At 46.0% G+C, this 16,658-nt stretch carries 18 protein-coding genes and 1 pseudogene; all 19 read left to right on the top strand.

What is annotated here, in order from left to right:
* Positions 1-15 precede the first annotated feature (15 nt).
* The 19 genes and pseudogenes from EJF25_RS10470 to EJF25_RS10380 all read left to right on the top strand — a co-directional run bounded on the left by EJF25_RS10470 (position 16) and on the right by EJF25_RS10380 (position 16,653).
* Positions 16-780: a DUF5045 domain-containing protein gene (locus EJF25_RS10470; RefSeq protein ID WP_005816119.1), complete on the top strand. Its 765-nt coding sequence runs from the start codon at positions 16-18 to the stop codon at positions 778-780.
* Positions 781-823: 43 nt separating this feature from the next.
* Complete coding sequence (locus tag EJF25_RS10465; RefSeq protein ID WP_005816120.1) at positions 824-1,654, top strand: phage antirepressor; 831 nt, start codon at positions 824-826, stop codon at positions 1,652-1,654.
* Between the two features lie 15 nt (positions 1,655-1,669).
* The gene (locus EJF25_RS10460) at positions 1,670-2,071 is read left to right on the top strand and encodes a hypothetical protein (RefSeq protein ID WP_005816121.1); all 402 of its coding nucleotides are present in this window, start codon (positions 1,670-1,672) and stop codon (positions 2,069-2,071) included.
* Entirely contained in the window at positions 2,071-3,201 is a 1,131-nt protein-coding gene (locus tag EJF25_RS10455) for a hypothetical protein (protein ID WP_005816122.1), read from the top strand. The genes EJF25_RS10460 and EJF25_RS10455 overlap by 1 nt, the downstream gene beginning before the upstream one ends.
* 65 nt (positions 3,202-3,266) lie before the next feature.
* A complete protein-coding gene (locus tag EJF25_RS10450; protein ID WP_005816123.1) occupies positions 3,267-3,668 on the top strand; it encodes a hypothetical protein in 402 nt (133 codons plus the stop codon).
* 3 nt (positions 3,669-3,671) lie between these two features.
* A complete protein-coding gene (gene traK / locus EJF25_RS10445; RefSeq protein ID WP_005816126.1) occupies positions 3,672-4,286 on the top strand; it encodes a conjugative transposon protein TraK in 615 nt (204 codons plus the stop codon).
* Positions 4,287-4,298: 12 nt separating this feature from the next.
* Positions 4,299-4,718 carry a hypothetical protein gene (locus tag EJF25_RS10440; RefSeq protein ID WP_005816127.1) on the top strand — a complete coding sequence of 140 codons (420 nt, stop codon included), beginning with the start codon at positions 4,299-4,301 and terminating at the stop codon, positions 4,716-4,718.
* Positions 4,702-5,844, top strand: coding sequence for a conjugative transposon protein TraM (gene traM, locus EJF25_RS10435; RefSeq protein ID WP_005816128.1), 1,143 nt, complete (start codon positions 4,702-4,704; stop codon positions 5,842-5,844). The genes EJF25_RS10440 and traM overlap by 17 nt, the downstream gene beginning before the upstream one ends.
* 69 nt (positions 5,845-5,913) lie before the next feature.
* Positions 5,914-6,759, top strand: coding sequence for a conjugative transposon protein TraN (gene traN / locus EJF25_RS10430; RefSeq protein ID WP_005816133.1), 846 nt, complete (start codon positions 5,914-5,916; stop codon positions 6,757-6,759).
* A gap of 71 nt (positions 6,760-6,830) precedes the next feature.
* Complete coding sequence (locus EJF25_RS10425; protein WP_425285375.1) at positions 6,831-7,304, top strand: hypothetical protein; 474 nt, start codon at positions 6,831-6,833, stop codon at positions 7,302-7,304.
* Between the two features lie 8 nt (positions 7,305-7,312).
* Entirely contained in the window at positions 7,313-7,966 is a 654-nt protein-coding gene (locus tag EJF25_RS10420; RefSeq protein ID WP_005816136.1) for an Lcl C-terminal domain-containing protein, read from the top strand.
* Between the two features lie 66 nt (positions 7,967-8,032).
* Positions 8,033-8,941: a fimbrillin family protein gene (locus EJF25_RS10415; protein ID WP_005816138.1), complete on the top strand. Its 909-nt coding sequence runs from the start codon at positions 8,033-8,035 to the stop codon at positions 8,939-8,941.
* Positions 8,942-9,021: 80 nt separating this feature from the next.
* Positions 9,022-11,211 (top strand): type IV secretory system conjugative DNA transfer family protein, encoded by a 2,190-nt coding sequence (locus tag EJF25_RS10410; protein ID WP_005816140.1) that lies wholly within the window; start codon positions 9,022-9,024, stop codon positions 11,209-11,211.
* Positions 11,212-11,264: 53 nt separating this feature from the next.
* Positions 11,265-11,762 (top strand): lysozyme family protein, encoded by a 498-nt coding sequence (locus tag EJF25_RS10405; protein ID WP_005816141.1) that lies wholly within the window; start codon positions 11,265-11,267, stop codon positions 11,760-11,762.
* 88 nt (positions 11,763-11,850) lie between these two features.
* Positions 11,851-13,059, top strand: a complete 1,209-nt coding sequence (locus EJF25_RS10400; RefSeq protein ID WP_005816149.1) for a putative resistance-associated DNA invertase — start codon at positions 11,851-11,853, stop codon at positions 13,057-13,059.
* 505 nt (positions 13,060-13,564) lie between these two features.
* Complete coding sequence (locus EJF25_RS10395; protein ID WP_235016777.1) at positions 13,565-13,708, top strand: hypothetical protein; 144 nt, start codon at positions 13,565-13,567, stop codon at positions 13,706-13,708.
* A 12-nt stretch (positions 13,709-13,720) separates the two neighbouring features.
* Positions 13,721-14,455: a 23S rRNA (adenine(2058)-N(6))-methyltransferase Erm(G) gene (gene erm(G) / locus EJF25_RS10390; RefSeq protein WP_118067009.1), complete on the top strand. Its 735-nt coding sequence runs from the start codon at positions 13,721-13,723 to the stop codon at positions 14,453-14,455.
* Positions 14,456-14,979: 524 nt separating this feature from the next.
* Entirely contained in the window at positions 14,980-15,300 is a 321-nt protein-coding gene (locus tag EJF25_RS10385; RefSeq protein ID WP_125041102.1) for a hypothetical protein, read from the top strand.
* Between the two features lie 184 nt (positions 15,301-15,484).
* Positions 15,485-16,653: pseudogene (locus EJF25_RS10380) on the top strand (IS3 family transposase).
* Positions 16,654-16,658 lie beyond the last annotated feature (5 nt).

Below are 16,658 nucleotides of genomic sequence, written 5' to 3'. Positions count from 1 at the left end.
AAAAGAAGAACGGACATGAAGAAGACAATGATACTCATCATGGCGGTAGCAACCACCATCAAAGCCACAGCCCAGAGCGTGACCTACAACCACGACTCCTCCAAGCAGAACCAGATAACGGTGATGGAGACAGGTGGCGGTTCTCTCACCCCTGAGTTCTATTATTGGCTGTTACATAACAACTATAAGAAGACAGCGGCAGAGAAGAACAAGTTAGGTTTCCGCACTCTTGCCGGCATCAACCTCTACAACCAAGTAGATGATGCGGAGAAGATAGACTCTGCCCTCACCAAGCGTGCTGAGGTGGAAGCCTTGAACGTAGCCGACCGACAGATAGACCTCGCCTGGCTTGCCGAAAGCAGCAAGATCAACGGTCAGTTGGACAAGATGAAGGCGAACATAGACCATATCATCCCTACAGGAGGCACCATCAACGACAAGCGTCGGTGGGAGGAACTGTACAATATGTACCAGTGTGCCGTGAAAGCCACCAAGGATGCCTATATGCCCAATGCACAGAGAAAGCGGCAGTATCTTAGCATCTATGCCGACCTGACGACACAGAACGAGACACTACTGAAATACCTTGTGCAGCTCAACACCCAAAGCCAGACTACCGCCCTCTTGGCAGCCACCAACGACCGTGTAGTACATAAAGGCAGCATCATCAGCGATGCCAAGAGCCGTTGGCAGGAAAACATGAAGGGCGTGAGGAGCTCGACAGGCACTGACGGCGATGATGCCAACAGCGGTGAGGGTGAAGAAAGTGTGAACAGATAGAAATAAGGGAAGAGAAGAAATAATCACAAAACAGCATAGAGATATGAACGATATTCAGATTTTCAACAACGAGGAATTTGGAGCAGTCCGAACCACAGGAACACCAGAGCAACCCTTGTTCTGTTTGGCTGATGTGGCAAGAGTTCTTGGACTAAAAACCAGCAAGTTGGTACAACGACTTTCGGATGATGTACTTTCAAAGTACCCCATCTCGGATAGTCTTGGAAGAGAACAGGTTACAAACTTTATCAATGAAGACGGACTGTATGATGTCATCCTTGACAGTCGCAAACCCGAAGCCAAACGTTTCCGCAAGTGGGTGACATCGGAGGTGCTCCCCTCTATCCGCAAGCATGGTGCCTATATGACACAGCAGACCATCGAGAAGGCATTGGCAGAGCCAGACTTCCTGATACGGTTAGCAGTCAATCTGAAGGAAGAACGACAAAAGCGTCTGCTTGTCGAACAGGAGTGTGAACACCAAAGGACACGCATCGTTGAGTTGGGATCCAAGGTGGATGACCTGCAACAGGAGGTGACGGAGATGAAGGACAAGGTGAGTTACCTTGACATCATCCTTGCCACGAAGAGCAGTGTCCTGGTCACACAGATAGCACAGGACTATGGCGAGTCGTCCATCCGCTTCAACCGACGTCTGAAGGAGATGAACATCCAGTATCAGCGTGGCAAGCAGTGGATTCTGTATGCCGACTACAAGGACTGCGGTTATGTGACCAGCGAGACCTACCTCATTAAACACAAGGACGGTACGGAGGATGTGCGCATGAACACCAAATGGACACAGAAAGGTCGCCGCTTCCTCTATGAGAAACTGAAGAGCGTGGGAGTCATTCCTGTTATCGAAAGAACATAAAATAAAGAAATAGCTATGGAATCAATATCAAAAATACAGTTACGTCTCTATGCCGCCAAGAGGAAAAACGGCAAGTGGCAGTTGGAGATGTCAAGGATGCCGAAGCGAATCAGCGTTATCGGCAGGACACCCATCGTTGATGAGCATTATATGCCATCTGATTTAGAGGTAGTTTCAATGTCAAAGCTTCACAAATATGTCGGAAGTTACTACGGCAAGATTGTGAAGACCCTCAAAGAGGAAGGCATCATCACCAAGGAATATGGAATGTGGAAACTGCGTGAAGACCTTCAGGACAAGGGCATTGCGGTATATGTCACAGGCAGGATGCGCTGCTTCTACCACTTCTATCTGTCATGGACACCGAAAGGCATAGAGTTTATCAAAGAGATTATCAACAATAGAACCAGGCACTGATGGCAGACAACATACTCAGCGATTTCGGCATCAACATCCTCGAAGAGGAGATTGACGATGTGATATTCCAGACCAACGAGTTCCTGACCGATGCCACCTTCACAGGCTCACAAGGGCCGTTCTGGTGGATCCTCCAAATGTGTATGGCATTGGCGGCACTGTTCTCTATCATCGTGGCGGCAAGCATGGCCTACAAGATGATGGTGAAGAACGAACCGTTGGACGTGATGAAACTGTTCAAGCCCTTGGTGGTGAGCATCATCCTCTGTTGGTGGTACCCACCTGCTGACACAGGCATGACCAACAGCGGCAGCAGCTGGTGCGTATTGGATTTTCTATCCTATATTCCCAATTGCATCGGCAGTTACACCCACGACCTCTATGAGGCAGAGGCGACCCAAATTTCCGACAAGTTTGAGGAGGTGCAGCAGTTGGTATATGTCAGGGACTCGATGTACACTGACCTCCAGGCACAGGCAGACGTGGCGCATAAGGGCACATCAGACCCCAACCTGATAGAGGCGACGATGGAGCAGACGGGCGTGGACGAAGTGACCAACATGGAGAAGGATGCCAGCAAACTGTGGTTCACCTCACTGACGGCAGGGGCCGTGGTGGGCATCGACAAGATAGTGATGCTGATAGCCCTGATCGTGTTCCGCATCGGTTGGTGGGCGACGATATACTGTCAGCAGATATTGCTCGGAATGCTCACTATATTCGGTCCAATACAATGGGCATTTTCGTTGCTGCCCAAGTGGGAAGGAGCGTGGGCGAAGTGGCTAACCCGTTATTTGACAGTTCATTTCTACGGAGCCATGCTCTACTTCGTCGGTTTCTACGTCCTGTTGCTGTTTGATATTGTGCTCTGCATACAGGTAGAGAACCTGACGGCCATCACCGCCAGTGAGCAGACGATGGCAGCCTATCTGCAAAACTCGTTCTTCTCGGCAGGCTATCTGATGGCAGCGAGCATCGTGGCGTTGAAATGCCTGAACCTCGTGCCCGACCTTGCGGCATGGATGATACCAGAGGGCGACACCGCCTTCTCAACCCGAAACTTCGGCGAGGGCGTGGCACAACAAGCCAAGATGACGGCTACGGGAACCATGGCGACCGTGATGAGATAACATGTGAGTGTGCGGTGAGTCACCGCACCTCCTATTGAAACAAATAAAAGTAACCATCAAGAAAAATGAAAGCAAAAAATGAAATTGAGCGTTGGCTCAAAGATGAGAAATTCATGGCGTTTGCCAACAAGCGTGCAAAGGAAGAGTTTTTCAATTCCGAAAACAACTACATCGACCCACAGTATGAGGAGATGGCAGAAGGCTTTGAGGATAACGACGAGTATGTAGTGCCTATGGTAGATTACCTGAGTTATCGCTTGCATCGTGCCAAAATCTACAGAAATCGACGGAGACGTGAACGTGACATCTGGTGGGTGTGGATCCAACTGAAATACGAAGGCATCTACGTAGAGGCTTGCATCAAGTATTACGCCAAACTGGTGGAAGAAGTTGAGAAGGACATATACACCATCCTGCACCGTGAATATGTGAGAATGAAGAGAAATCAGACCTCAAACAAGCAGTAACGTATGGTAATCAAGAACTTAGAAAACAAAATCAAGCTGGTGGGCATCATCTGCTCTGCGTTCCTCATGGGCTGCATCATCATCTCGGTGTCGAGCATCTGGACGGCGCGCTGCATGGTGACGGACGCGCAGCAAAAGGTGTATGTATTGGACGGCAACGTGCCCATACTGGTGAACCGCACCACGATGGAGGAAACGCTGGATGTGGAGGCAAAGAGCCATATCGAGATGTTCCACCATTACTTCTTTACGCTTGCTCCCGATGACAAGTACATCCGCTATTCGATGGAGAAGGCGATGTATTTGGTCGATGAAACTGGTTTGGCGCAGTACAATACGCTGAAGGAAAAGGGCTTTTACAACAATATCATGGGTACGAGTGCCGTGTTCAGCATCTTTTGCGACAGCATCAAGTTCAACAAGGAGAAGATGGAGTTCACCTACTACGGTAGGCAAAGGATAGAGCGAAGGAGCAATATTCTGATGCGTGAATTGGTGACGGCGGGACAGGTGAAGCGCGTGCCGAGGACGGAGAACAATCCTCATGGACTGCTCATCACGAACTGGAGAACCTTGCTCAACAAGGATATTGAGCAGAAGTCGAAGTCAAACTTCTAATATCCTAGCGGTATGAGTGTAAAAGGAATCAGACGGATGCTTGTGGGCGAGGATATGCCCGACAAGAACGACCCCAAGTACAAGAAGCGGTATGAGAAGGAGGTGGCGGCAGGGCGCAAGTTTGCCAAGACCGCGAGGATAGACCGTGCGGCGGCTAAGGTGCAAGGCTTTGCCAATGCCCACAAGACGCTGTTTCTCGTCATCGTCTTCGGCTTTGTCGCCACGTGCTTCGGCATCAACATCTACAGGATGGTGCGGTATTACGGTCATCGGACGGAGGCTGCAAGTGCCATCGAGCGGCAGGAAGGGCGCATGAAGCAGATGATGAATGCAGCCCATTGCATCACTCCTCCCGTGACGCATCGAACCAACGAGGAGAATCGAGACAAGTCAGTAACATCAAAATCAGACAGCGATGAGAATAACAGATAAGATAAACTTCCGTCAGCCGAAGTACATGCTGCCAGCCATCGTGTACATCCCGTTGATTGCCACAGGCTATTTTGTCTTTGACATGTTCAATACGGAGGTGGCGGAAACGCAGGACAAGAACCTGCAGACCACCGAGTTTCTGAACCCCAACCTGCCCGGAGCGCAGATTAAGAATGGTGACGGCATCGGTGGCAAGTATGAGAACATGGCGAAGTCGTATGGTCGCATAGCAGACTATTCGGCTGTTGATAACATTGAGCGTGACAACGAAGAAGAGAAAGAAGCGTATGAATCCAAGTACACAGAAGAAGACCTTGCGGAACTCGTCCGTCAGGCAGAAGAGAAGGACGATGCAGCCGAAGTGGCCGATGCCAAGGCGCGAGAAGCGGAAGCACTCGAAGCACTCAACAAGGCACTCGCCGAAGCGAGGCTGAGAGGACAGGCGGCAGTTGCCCCCGTGGCCCAGGATACCACACAGGCTGGGCCTCCCAAGGAGCAGATTGAGGTGAAAGGTCAGATTGCCGAGGACAGCAAGGCGGTGAAGGCACTGGACGAGGAGGACAAGGCACAGGAGGTGGTGAAGAAGGTGAAGGTGACTTCGGACTATTTCAACACCCTGACGCAGAACGAGCATGAGCCAAAGCTCATCAAGGCCATCATTGACGAGGACGTGAAGGCTACGGACGGGTCGAGGGTGCGGCTGAGACTGTTGGACGATATTGAGATTGGTGAGACCGTGGTGAAGAAAGGGTCGTACCTCTATGCCACCATGAGCGGTTTCGGTTCGCAGCGAGTGAAGGGTAGCATCAACTCCATCCTTGTGGATGACGAGCTGATAAAGGTTTCGCTTTCGCTTTATGACACGGACGGACTGGAGGGACTGTATGTCCCCGGCAGCCAGTTCCGTGAGACCACGAAAGATGTGGCGAGCGGTGCTATGCAGAGCAACATGAACATCGACCAGAGTGGAGCGAACAACAGTTTCTCGCAATGGGGAATGCAAGCCGTGACCAATGCCTACCAGAAGACAAGCAATGCCATCAGCAAGGCTATCAAGAAGAACAAAGTGAAGCTGAAGTATGGGACGTTTGTTTACCTTGTAAATGGGAAAGAGAAAAGGAAATAGACACTGCCCGACAACGGAATTGTCGGGAACGGTGGCTCATAGAGTATAAACATCAAAAAATCAACTAATATGAATTGTTTTCAGAAAATGAATGTCTGTGCATTGCTTTCGCTGAGCGTGCTTTCAGCCAAGGCGCAGACCACCTACATGGAGATGGAGCAGCTGACGGTCAACGACCAAGTGACCACCGTCATCACCGCCTCCGAACCCATCCGCTTTGTCGATATATCCACAGACAAGGTGGTGGGCGACCAACCCATCAACAACACCATCCGCCTGAAGCCGAAGGACAACGTGTATGCCGACGGTGAGGTGTTGGCGATAGTGACAATCGTGACGGAACGCTACCGCACGCAGTATGCACTGCTCTATACCACGAGGATGCAGGAGGCAGTAACCGATAAGGAAATAGAATGCTCGGAGCGCAATGCCTACAACAATCCCGCTGTAAGCCTGTCCACTGCCGACATGACCAAGTATGCACGTCAGATATGGTCATCGTCTGCCAAATACCGCAACGTGGCGACGAAGATGCACCGCATGGTAATGCGCCTGAACAACATCTACAGCGTGGGCGAATATTTCTTCATCGACTTCTCCGTGGAGAACAAGACCAACATCCGCTTCGACATCGACGAGATGCGCATCAAACTATCGGACAAGAAGCAGAGCAAGGCTACCAATGCGCAGATAGTGGAACTGACCCCATCTCTTGTGTTGGACGATGCGAAGACCTTCAAGTATGGCTATCGCAACGTGATTGTGGTGAAGAAGATGACCTTCCCCAACGACAAGGTGCTGACCATCGAGCTGTCGGAAAAACAGATAAGTGGACGCACCATCTCGCTCAGCATCGACTATGAGGATGTGCTGTCTGCCGATTCGTTTAACCATATACTGTTGGAGGAGGAATAATGAGAATTAGGAATGAGGAATTAGGAGTGAGGAATTGGCTTGTGCATACCTTACTCGTTGTCATCTGTTTTATGGCAAGCATGACTCCGGCAATGGCGCAGCAGAATAGCGACCGCATATCCTTGGGGTTCGGATGCCTGTATGAGCGAGGACTGGACGTGACGCTGTCCTACGAGTATGAGACGAAGTACCACAATGCGTGGGAGTATTTTGCAAACGGATATATCAAGTGGAACGAGTGCGCATCGTGCGGTCATGTCTGTCCTGAGAGTTTTTGGAACAACTACCGCAGTTATGGTTTCGGCTTTGCCTATAAGCCCTGTGTGGCAAGAGGACGCAACCACCATGGCAACATGCGCATAGGAGCATCGGCAGGTAGCGATACTGACAGGTTCTTGGGTGGCATCCACCTCGGCTATGAGCAAAACTATACACTCAGACACGGCTGGAAGCTCTTCTGGCAGGTGAAGACCGATGTGATGATCAAGGGTGAAGACCTGTTCAGAACGGGTATTGTCCTGGGTGTGAAACTTCCTGTAAAATGACTATGCGTATGAAGAAACTGTTTTCAATCTTGGCAGTTGCGGCAACGGTGTTGCTGACTGCCTGTGACGAGCATCAGGACTTTCCCGACACAGCCATGAAGGTCACCCATATCTTGACCACTGACGGCAAGGTGATGCCCTACGAAACCTACGAGCAATCGTGCAAGCAAGCCATTGCAGTGGTGTTCAACGTCAATCAGAGGGAAGAAATGGAGGGAAACGGATATGCCGTCTATCTGTGGGACATCGCTCCCGAAGCCTTTGCTGACAGTATCGGTGTGGAACAGGACACATCCTGTGACCTCACCGCCTACGACGGCAACAAGAACACTTTTGCCCTTTATGGCACGACCGATGTGAAGTCGCCTTTGGCTGAGCGTGTCTTCGACATGTGGCGTTACGGGCAAAGTGCCTATATCCCCAGTGTGGCACAGATGCGTCTGCTCTATCATGCCAAGGACATCATCAACCCATACATCCTGAAATGCGGCGGCACACCTATCCCCGATGAGGATGATGACTGTTGGTATTGGACTTCAACGGAGGTAGAAGGACAAGCGACCGCCAAGGCATGGCTTTACTCACTGGGAAGCGGTGCCATACAGGAGACTCCCAAGTGGCAGCCGCATAAGGCGAGACCCATCATCACGATTATGGATTAGCCCATATACAGACATCGAGTATCACCCGTATCATCATCAAAGTACAACAATTAAAAAAGAAAAAGCATGAAAAAGAATTTGTTTCTAATGTTGGGACTTGGAGCCATGCTCCTCACGTCCTGTGACCAAGACATCGTCAATGAGATTTACCTGCCCGGTGGCGGAGGTTCTGTGGTCGTGACCGACAGCACATCAACCAAGCAGCTTCAGGTATTCACCAATCTGGAGATGCTGCAACCTGCCGTTTCCACACGAGCCGTTGACAACCAGTGGGAACTCAATGATATGATTGGCATCTCTTCCACAGGGATGATCAACAATATGAAGTTCACCCGAAGCGGCGGCACGAATCAGTTTGTGTCAGCCAACAAGGTGTTTTTCACGGACACAGACACTCACACCTTCAATGCCTACTATCCCTATACGGCAAATCCTACCAACGACCTCATAGAGTTCCAAGTGCCGGAGGCAGCTGTACAGAGTGAGCAGAAGGTCAATGATTTTCTGTTTGCCAGTGGAGCGGCATCATACGCCAATCCGAGCCTTACATTGAACTTCACCCATCAGATGGTGCGTGTCATCATCAAGGTCTATACCTCACCAGAATACGGTTTCACCACCAATGATTTTGCAGGAAGCCTACTCACGTTCGTCGGTTATTTTGACAGCGGTACTTTCAACATCAAGACCGGAAAGGTAGAATGCAGTGACGAGTCGGTGACGACCTATTATTTCGGCGACCCACAAAGTGACCACATGGAATATACGCTTTATGTTCCTGCACAGGTTATGCCAGACATGACATTGCAACTCAGCAATGGGGAGAACTTCGTATTCCTCACAAACGACACGTGGAAAGCGGGTCATTCCTACAGCTATTCATTGAAGCCTGTACGCAACACCTTGGAGGTCATATCTGCAACTATTTCTCCGTGGACAGTAGAGTCTGAGAAGACCATCAACGGCTACGAATAAAACTCATAAGAGGATTGGAGGGTGTCCACCGTGGCATCCTTCATCTTTTCTCATTATCACCCAACATCATCGTAAAGTAAATGGAAGAAAGCAAAGAGTTACAGGGTTTTTACAAGATATTCAGGGCGGTGATTTATGTCTCCATCCTGATGGAGTTCTTCGCCTACGCACTGGAGCCGGAGCAGTTGGACTTCTTGGGCGGCGTAGTGACGGATATCCACACTCGCATCAAGCGGTGGATGATTTACCATGACGGCAACCTCGTGTATAGCAAGGTGGCTACGTTCCTGCTGATATGTATCACCTGTGTGGGAACGCGCAACAAGAAGCATCTGGAGTTTGACGCTCGCAGGCAGGTGCTCTATCCGCTGCTGTCGGGAGTGCTGCTGATTGTGCAGTCCGTATGGCTGTTCGGTCATTCGATAATGCCCTGTTTCTATACCCTCCGTTTGAACACTTGGCTCTATATGCTCACTTCCATCGTCGGTGTCGTATTGGTGCATATCGCCCTCGACAATATCTCTAAGTTCCTGAAGGAAGGGCTGCTGAAAGACCGCTTCAACTTCGAGAATGAGAGCTTTGAGCAATGCAGGGAGTTGCAGGAGAACAAGTACAGCGTGAACATCCCTATGCGCTATTATTACAAGGGCAAGTTCCGCAAGGGATGGGTGAACATCGTCAATCCGTTCCGTGGCACATGGGTTGTGGGTACTCCTGGTTCTGGTAAGACCTTCTCCATCATCGAGCCGTTTATCAGGCAGCACAGCGAGAAGGGCTTTGCCATGGTGGTGTACGACTATAAGTTTCCCACTCTCGCCACCAAACTCTACTATCATTACTTGAAGAACAAGAATGCCAAGGACAGCAAGATGCCCCATGGCATGAAGTTCAACATCATCAACTTTGTGGATGTGGAGTATTCGCGCCGTGTGAACCCCATCCAGTTGAAGTACATCAACAACCTTGCCGCAGCGAGCGAGACCGCCGAGACCCTGCTTGAATCCCTGCAAAAAGGCAAGAAGGAAGGCGGCGGTGGCAGCGACCAGTTCTTCCAGACCTCTGCCGTCAACTTCCTTGCCGCCTGCATCTATTTCTTCTGCAACTACGGCAAGGAGCCCTACGACAAGGACGGAAAGATGCTGATTGCCGAGCGGCGTGAAGACCCAAAGACGAAAAGGCTGATACCCACAGGACGGGTGTTCGACCATTCGGGCGCGGAGGTGCAGCCCGCTTATTGGTTGGGCAAGTACAGCGACATGCCACATATCCTATCGTTCCTCAATGAGAGTTATCAGACCATCTTCGAGGTACTTCAGACCGACAACGAGGTAGCCCCCTTGCTTGGCCCGTTCCAGACTGCCTTTGCCAACAAAGCCATGGAGCAGTTGGAAGGTATGATTGGCACGCTACGTGTCTATACCTCCCGTCTCGCCACCAAGGAATCTTACTGGATATTCCACAAGGACGGCGATGACTTCGACCTGAAGGTCAGTGACCCGAAGAATCCAAGTTATCTGCTCATTGCCAACGACCCCGAGATGGAGAGCATCATCGGTGCACTGAATGCCTTGATTCTCAACCGCCTTGTAACGAGGGTGAATACAGGACAGGGCAAGAACGTTCCTGTCAGCATCATCGTCGATGAGTTGCCGACCTTGTATTTCCACAAGATAGACCGACTGATAGGCACAGCCCGAAGCAACAAGGTGAGCGTGGCACTTGGCTTTCAGGAACTTCCGCAGTTGGAAGCCGATTATGGCAAGGTGGGTATGCAGAAAATCATCACCACCGTGGGCAATGTGGTGAGCGGTTCGGCAAGAGCCAAGGAAACCCTCGAATGGCTGTCGAGTGACATCTTCGGTAAAGTAGTGCAACTCAAAAAGGGCGTGACCATCGACCGTGACAAGACCTCCATCAACCTCAATGAGAATATGGACAGCCTGGTGCCTGCAAGCAAAATCTCCGATATGCCCACAGGTTGGATATGTGGACAGACCGCCCGTGACTTCGTAGTCACCAAGACCGGGATGAACGGAAGCATGAACATCCAGGAGAGCGAGGAGTTCAAGACATCCAAGTTCTACTGCAAGACCGACTTCGATATGACGGAAATAAAGAAGGAGGAATCGGAGTATGTCCCTCTCCCTAAGTTCTATAAGTTCAAGTCGAAAGAAGAGCGAGAGCGCATCCTCTACAAGAACTTCGTTCAGGTTGGGGAGGACGTGAAAGCCATGATTAAAGAGATTCAGCAGTTCCGCACTATGATGTAGTGATATTGATTAGAGTGCGGTGAGACATCGCACCTCCTATATAAAATAATGTAATGAGAAGATACATCATCGTACTATTGAGCATGTTGGCCATCTGTAGCGTGCCCTGTCAAAGCCAAACCATTGACAGGGCACTGTTTGAACGGATGGTAGCCATTACCAAACACTTCGAGGGTTGGCACGACCCAAAGACCACACCGGGCTATGTGGGCTATGGTCACCAGCTACAGAAGGGAGAGCGTTTCCCGAAAACACTGACACGTCAGCGTGCAGATTTGCTGTTACGGACAGACCTCCTCCGGCACCTGCGCCTATATGCCCGTTATGGCAGGGATGCTTATCTGCTTGCCACCCTCTCGTACCAGATTGGACCAGCCAAGTTGTTAGGCAATGGACGATACCCGAAAGCGTCCCTGCTCACCCGATTGGAACGTGGCGACAGGGACATCCTGCCACTCTATCTGAGCTATTGCAAATGGAGGGGAAAAGCAGTGGCATCCATTAGGAAACGGAGGTGGGTGGAATATCAGCTGTTGTATGCCGAGCGGTGAGGCACCATCCCTCCTATACCTGTTTGTCTGTCACTTATATTATATATAAAGGTAATAATTGCAATTTCAATGTTAAAGTCAGAGCATTATGGCATCCATCAAATTAAAGTTCAGAACATCATCTGTTCAAGAGAAAGAGGGTCGCCTGTATTATCAGGTGATACACAATCGTGTGGCACGTCAGATCCATACAGAGTACAGAATCTATTCCTCAGAGTGGGATGCGGACCATTCAAACATCATTTTGCCAACTTCCGTCACTCCACAACGTCAAGCCTATCTTCTTTCCTTGAAAGATACATTGGATGCTGACAGGAAGAAACTGCTGTTGGTCATTGCACGGTTGGACAAGGAAGGGCAGTCATATACAGCAGACACCGTCGTTGACAACTTCCATGAGGGAAAAGAATTACATGGCATTATCGGCTATACGCTGGAGTTGAACGAAAAACTGAGACGCATCGGCAAGAAGCGGATGGTAGCAAGGTACAAAACCACCCTCAACAGCCTCCAGCGTTACCTGAAAGGAGGCGATGTGCCATTGGAGGAAGTCGATGGGACAACGATACAAGGCTATGAACAGTGGCTGAAAGACAGCGGACTGTGCCGCAACACCACCTCTTTCTACATCCGCAACCTGCGCACCATCTACAATCATGCCGTAGATGACGGACTGGTCATCTCTTCCTCACCGTTCAAGCATGTATATACCGGCATCGACAAGACCGTCAAGCGGGCACTCCCCTTGGAAATCATCAAGCAACTGAAAGAGCTGGACTTGAGTCTGAACCCCCGTTTGGAGCTTGCAAGGGATATGTTCCTGTTCAGTTTCTATACCCGTGGGATGTCGTTCATCGATATGGCACAACTTACACCAAGCAATCTGCATGGCAGTACGCTCATTTACCGCCGTCAGAAGACCTCACAACAGTTGCACATCAAATGGGAACCTGCCATGCAGGAGATAGTGGCGAAGTACAAAACAGATGATTCTCCCTACCTGCTCCCTATAGCAAAAGGAGAGGGAGCCATATTCTGGAGACAGTACAAGAATGCCTATAGCCGTATCACCAAGCAGTTGAAGAAAATCGGAGAAATGATAGGCCTGTCCGTACCCCTGACCACCTACGTAGCCCGCCACTCCTGGGCAAGCATAGCCAAGAGCAAGAACGTGCCCGTATCTACTATCAGCGAGGCATTGGGGCATGACTCCGAGAAAACCACACAGATATACCTCTCCTCATTGGACACCTCTGTCGTTGACAACGCCAACAATCTCATCATCAATTCTCTTTAGGAGGTGCAGCGTCTCACTGCACCTTTATTTCAATATTTATAACTATTGTATTGCGGTGTGATACCGCAACTATAATAAAAAAGTCGGGGATTGTTGAGCAAAAAGGTGTTTCTCTCTTTAAGAGAAACTCTTCGGGATGCAAAAATATGAAAATAACTCCAATTCACCAAATTATATAGCGACTTTTTTACAAAAATGCTAAAATTTGTTGATTTCCGTCAAGCAATTGTTGAGCAAATATGTCTTTTACGATAAAATGATACCTCAATATCAACTGTTTAGCAAAACGATATTTCTCTTAAAGAGAGAAACATCTTTTGCATACCTTTTCCGACCGAATTTTTATGTCGTAAAGAGGGGCTTTGCAGGGGGTGGACTCAGAAAGATGAGAATAGATGACTATTGTAGTTGAAACACATAGAAAGTTGCTGATATACAGACCGATACGCATATCGGGATGAACCATGAGTACGTTCTTTTCTCAAAAAACACATGTCAAAACAGTATGGTGAATGTATTGGACAAGGATAAGATACTGTGGTATGTCATGCGGGTCTACAAGAACGAGAATAATCTTGAAATTCTAACATCCGAAGCAGGGTTAGAGGAATTAATGAATAAATATTCGAAAAGAGATGCAATAAATTAAGGAGGTTTTCTAATGAACAAAGTAAATATAAAAGATAGTCAAAATTTTATTACTTCAAAATATCACATAGAAAAAATAATGAATTGCATAAGTTTAGATGAAAAAGATAACATCTTTGAAATAGGTGCAGGGAAAGGTCATTTTACTGCTGAATTGGTAAAGAGATGTAATTTTGTTACGGCGATAGAAATTGATTCTAAATTATGTGAGGTAACTCGTAATAAGCTCTTAAATTATCCTAACTATCAAATAGTAAATGATGATATACTGAAATTTACATTTCCTAGCCACAATCCATATAAAATATTTGGCAACATACCTTACAACATAAGCACAAATATAATTCGAAAAATTGTTTTTGAAAGTTCAGCCACAATAAGTTATTTAATAGTGGAATATGGTTTTGCTAAAATGTTATTAGATACAAACAGATCACTAGCATTGCTGTTAATGGCAGAGGTAGATATTTCTATATTAGCAAAAATTCCCAGGTATTATTTCCATCCAAAACCTAAAGTGGATAGCGCATTAATTGTATTAAAAAGAAAGCCAGCAAAAATGGCATTTAAAGAGAGAAAAAAATATGAAACTTTTGTAATGAAATGGGTTAACAAAGAGTATGAAAAACTGTTTACAAAAAATCAATTTAATAAAGCTTTAAAATATGCGAGAATATATGATATAAACAATATTAGTTTCGAACAATTTGTATCGCTATTTAATAGTTATAAAATATTTAACGGCTAAAAACAATAGGCCACATGCAACTGTAAATGTTTAGTTATAGGTAGGGTAGCATAAGTTAAAATGCTATTCTGCCTTTTAAAAGTATGGTATACATTCCAGAGAGAGATTGGATATGTTCCCGCCTACCGATAGTGCCAAAAACGTAGTGGATATGTTTCCGAGAACGGATACGCTCAAATGACATTCATTCTGTCCTCTCGAGCCACGTTGAGTGTGTTGTCTTGATGTCGAGGGTGGAGAAATATGACTAAACAAAATACTGATAAATAAAGGGTTTCCTGACATTGAACTTTTCCCATCGCTACTTTGCCGAGGATGTTAATGTCGGGAAACCCTTATTTTTATTTTTAGAGGAAATATATCAACTCTCCTTAAAGTGATAGGGTTGAGTTGATAGATTAGATAACTTCGTGGGGTTGTGGAGATATAAATGCTAAGATAATAATGTACAGAGTTGCTAATATGTCTATGTATAATAGAAGGTAAAATTTAGCACAGTATTAATGGTGATTAATATGATTTATATGATAAACATTAATACTGAAATATTTTTAAGATCAGTAAAAGATTTAAATAAGCTAAAACTTTTAGTCGAGGTTAATAATTGGGATAGACCTAATTTTAGTGCCATAGCTAGAGAATTAGGAGTGGATAGAAGAACAGTTAAAAAGTATTATGATGGAGATATAAAGAAAGTTAGAAAATCTAAAAAATCAAAGATAGATGATTTCTATGATATCATTTCGAGTTTGCTTTCAGCAGAAACGGACCAAATATTTTATTATAAATCTCATCTCTATAGATATTTGGTTAGAGAAAAAAGGATTAGATTGTTCAAGAAGTAATTTTAATTATTATATTTTAAAACATGAAAAATTTGCAGAATACTTTAAACCAAACAAAAAGAAAGATGCTGTAAAATCTGAAACTTCCTTTGGAAAACAAGCACAATGGTGTTAGTATAAAGTAGTGGACACATTAAATCGAACTAAGTAAAATAATATTTAGTTAAGAAAGGATGTGTCCATTATGGGAAAGGGCAGAAGATACGATCAAGAATATAAAGATATGATAGTAGAATTATTTAAGTCAGGAATGAGCTTAGCAGAGCTAAGTAGCGAATATGGCATTGCAAAATCAACAATTAACGGCTGGGTTAAAGATGTAAAAGAAATTAAAGTAGATGAAAATGAAGTTATGACATTAAAGGAAGTTAAGGCTTTAAAAAAAGAAATGGCAAGAATTAAAGAGGAAAATGAAATATTACACCAAAGGCGGGCTTTAGCCAAAAAAGCTATGGCCATATTTGCAACAAGAAATTAGATGAATTAATAGAATTTATAAATAGCAATAAAAACAAACATGATATTAAGACTATATGTACCGTTCTAGGCGTAGCCAGAAGCACATATTATAAATCTTTTGATAAAACTAAATCTGCAAGAGAATTAGAAAATGAGGAATTAAAATCAGCTATTAAAAGGATATATAAAGAGAATAAAGGCATATATGGTGCTCCTAGGATTCATCATATACTTGGTATAGAAGGATTCAATGTATCATTGAAGCGAGTTCAAAGACGAATGACTGAACTTGGCCTTTGTGCAGTAACTGTAAAAAAATACAAACCTCATTCAAGTAAAAAGGTAGCAGAAGATTTAGAAGACGTTTTGAAAAGAGATTTTACTACTACTTCTATTAACGAAAAATGGGTAGGAGATATTACATATATTTATACTATCAAAGATGGTTGGTGCTATTTAGCTTCAGTTCTAGACTTATATTCTAAAAAAATAATTGGCTACGCTTTCGATCAGAGAATGACTAATGATTTAGTTGTTAAAGCCTTAAAAAATGCTTATTACAGCCAATTTCCCGATAAGAATAAGCAATTAATATTTCATAGCGATTTAGGCTCTCAATACACTAGCAATGATTTAAGGGAGCTATGCAAAGAGTTTAATATTATACAATCGTTTAGTAAAAAAGGTTGTCCATATGATAATGCTTGTATAGAATCTTTTCATTCATTAATAAAAAAGGAAGAAATATATAGAAATACATACCGTACCTTCGAAGAAGCTAATATGGCTATTTTTAAATATATTGAAGGTTGGTATAACAGAAAAAGGCTACACTCTTCTATTAATTACATGACTCCAGATCAATGTGAATTATTAGCTAGAAGTGCAGCATAAAAAAG

Origin of the sequence: Bacteroides faecalis (assembly GCF_003865075.1) — a bacterium.
Lineage (GTDB): Bacteria > Bacteroidota > Bacteroidia > Bacteroidales > Bacteroidaceae > Bacteroides > Bacteroides faecalis.
The sequence above is the reverse complement of the archived record's forward strand: the minus strand, read 5'-3'. Positions and strand labels throughout refer to the sequence as shown.

Excerpts from the sequence above, each read along its gene's own strand:
- EJF25_RS10420 (WP_005816136.1), top strand. The coding sequence starts at position 7,313 with ATGAAGAAACTGTTTTCAATCTTGGCAGTTGCGGCAACGGTGTTGCTG.
- EJF25_RS10400 (WP_005816149.1), top strand. The coding sequence starts at position 11,851 with ATGGCATCCATCAAATTAAAGTTCAGAACATCATCTGTTCAAGAGAAA.
- EJF25_RS10405 (WP_005816141.1), top strand. The coding sequence starts at position 11,265 with ATGAGAAGATACATCATCGTACTATTGAGCATGTTGGCCATCTGTAGC.
- EJF25_RS10415 (WP_005816138.1), top strand. The coding sequence starts at position 8,033 with ATGAAAAAGAATTTGTTTCTAATGTTGGGACTTGGAGCCATGCTCCTC.
- EJF25_RS10450 (WP_005816123.1), top strand. The coding sequence starts at position 3,267 with ATGAAAGCAAAAAATGAAATTGAGCGTTGGCTCAAAGATGAGAAATTC.
- traK (WP_005816126.1), top strand. The coding sequence starts at position 3,672 with ATGGTAATCAAGAACTTAGAAAACAAAATCAAGCTGGTGGGCATCATC.
- EJF25_RS10470 (WP_005816119.1), top strand. The coding sequence starts at position 16 with ATGAAGAAGACAATGATACTCATCATGGCGGTAGCAACCACCATCAAA.
- EJF25_RS10455 (WP_005816122.1), top strand. The coding sequence starts at position 2,071 with ATGGCAGACAACATACTCAGCGATTTCGGCATCAACATCCTCGAAGAG.
- EJF25_RS10440 (WP_005816127.1), top strand. The coding sequence starts at position 4,299 with ATGAGTGTAAAAGGAATCAGACGGATGCTTGTGGGCGAGGATATGCCC.
- traM (WP_005816128.1), top strand. The coding sequence starts at position 4,702 with ATGAGAATAACAGATAAGATAAACTTCCGTCAGCCGAAGTACATGCTG.
- traN (WP_005816133.1), top strand. The coding sequence starts at position 5,914 with ATGAATTGTTTTCAGAAAATGAATGTCTGTGCATTGCTTTCGCTGAGC.
- EJF25_RS10425 (WP_425285375.1), top strand. The coding sequence starts at position 6,831 with ATGGCAAGCATGACTCCGGCAATGGCGCAGCAGAATAGCGACCGCATA.
- EJF25_RS10385 (WP_125041102.1), top strand. The coding sequence starts at position 14,980 with ATGATAAACATTAATACTGAAATATTTTTAAGATCAGTAAAAGATTTA.
- EJF25_RS10395 (WP_235016777.1), top strand. The coding sequence starts at position 13,565 with ATGGTGAATGTATTGGACAAGGATAAGATACTGTGGTATGTCATGCGG.
- EJF25_RS10465 (WP_005816120.1), top strand. The coding sequence starts at position 824 with ATGAACGATATTCAGATTTTCAACAACGAGGAATTTGGAGCAGTCCGA.
- EJF25_RS10460 (WP_005816121.1), top strand. The coding sequence starts at position 1,670 with ATGGAATCAATATCAAAAATACAGTTACGTCTCTATGCCGCCAAGAGG.
- EJF25_RS10410 (WP_005816140.1), top strand. The coding sequence starts at position 9,022 with ATGGAAGAAAGCAAAGAGTTACAGGGTTTTTACAAGATATTCAGGGCG.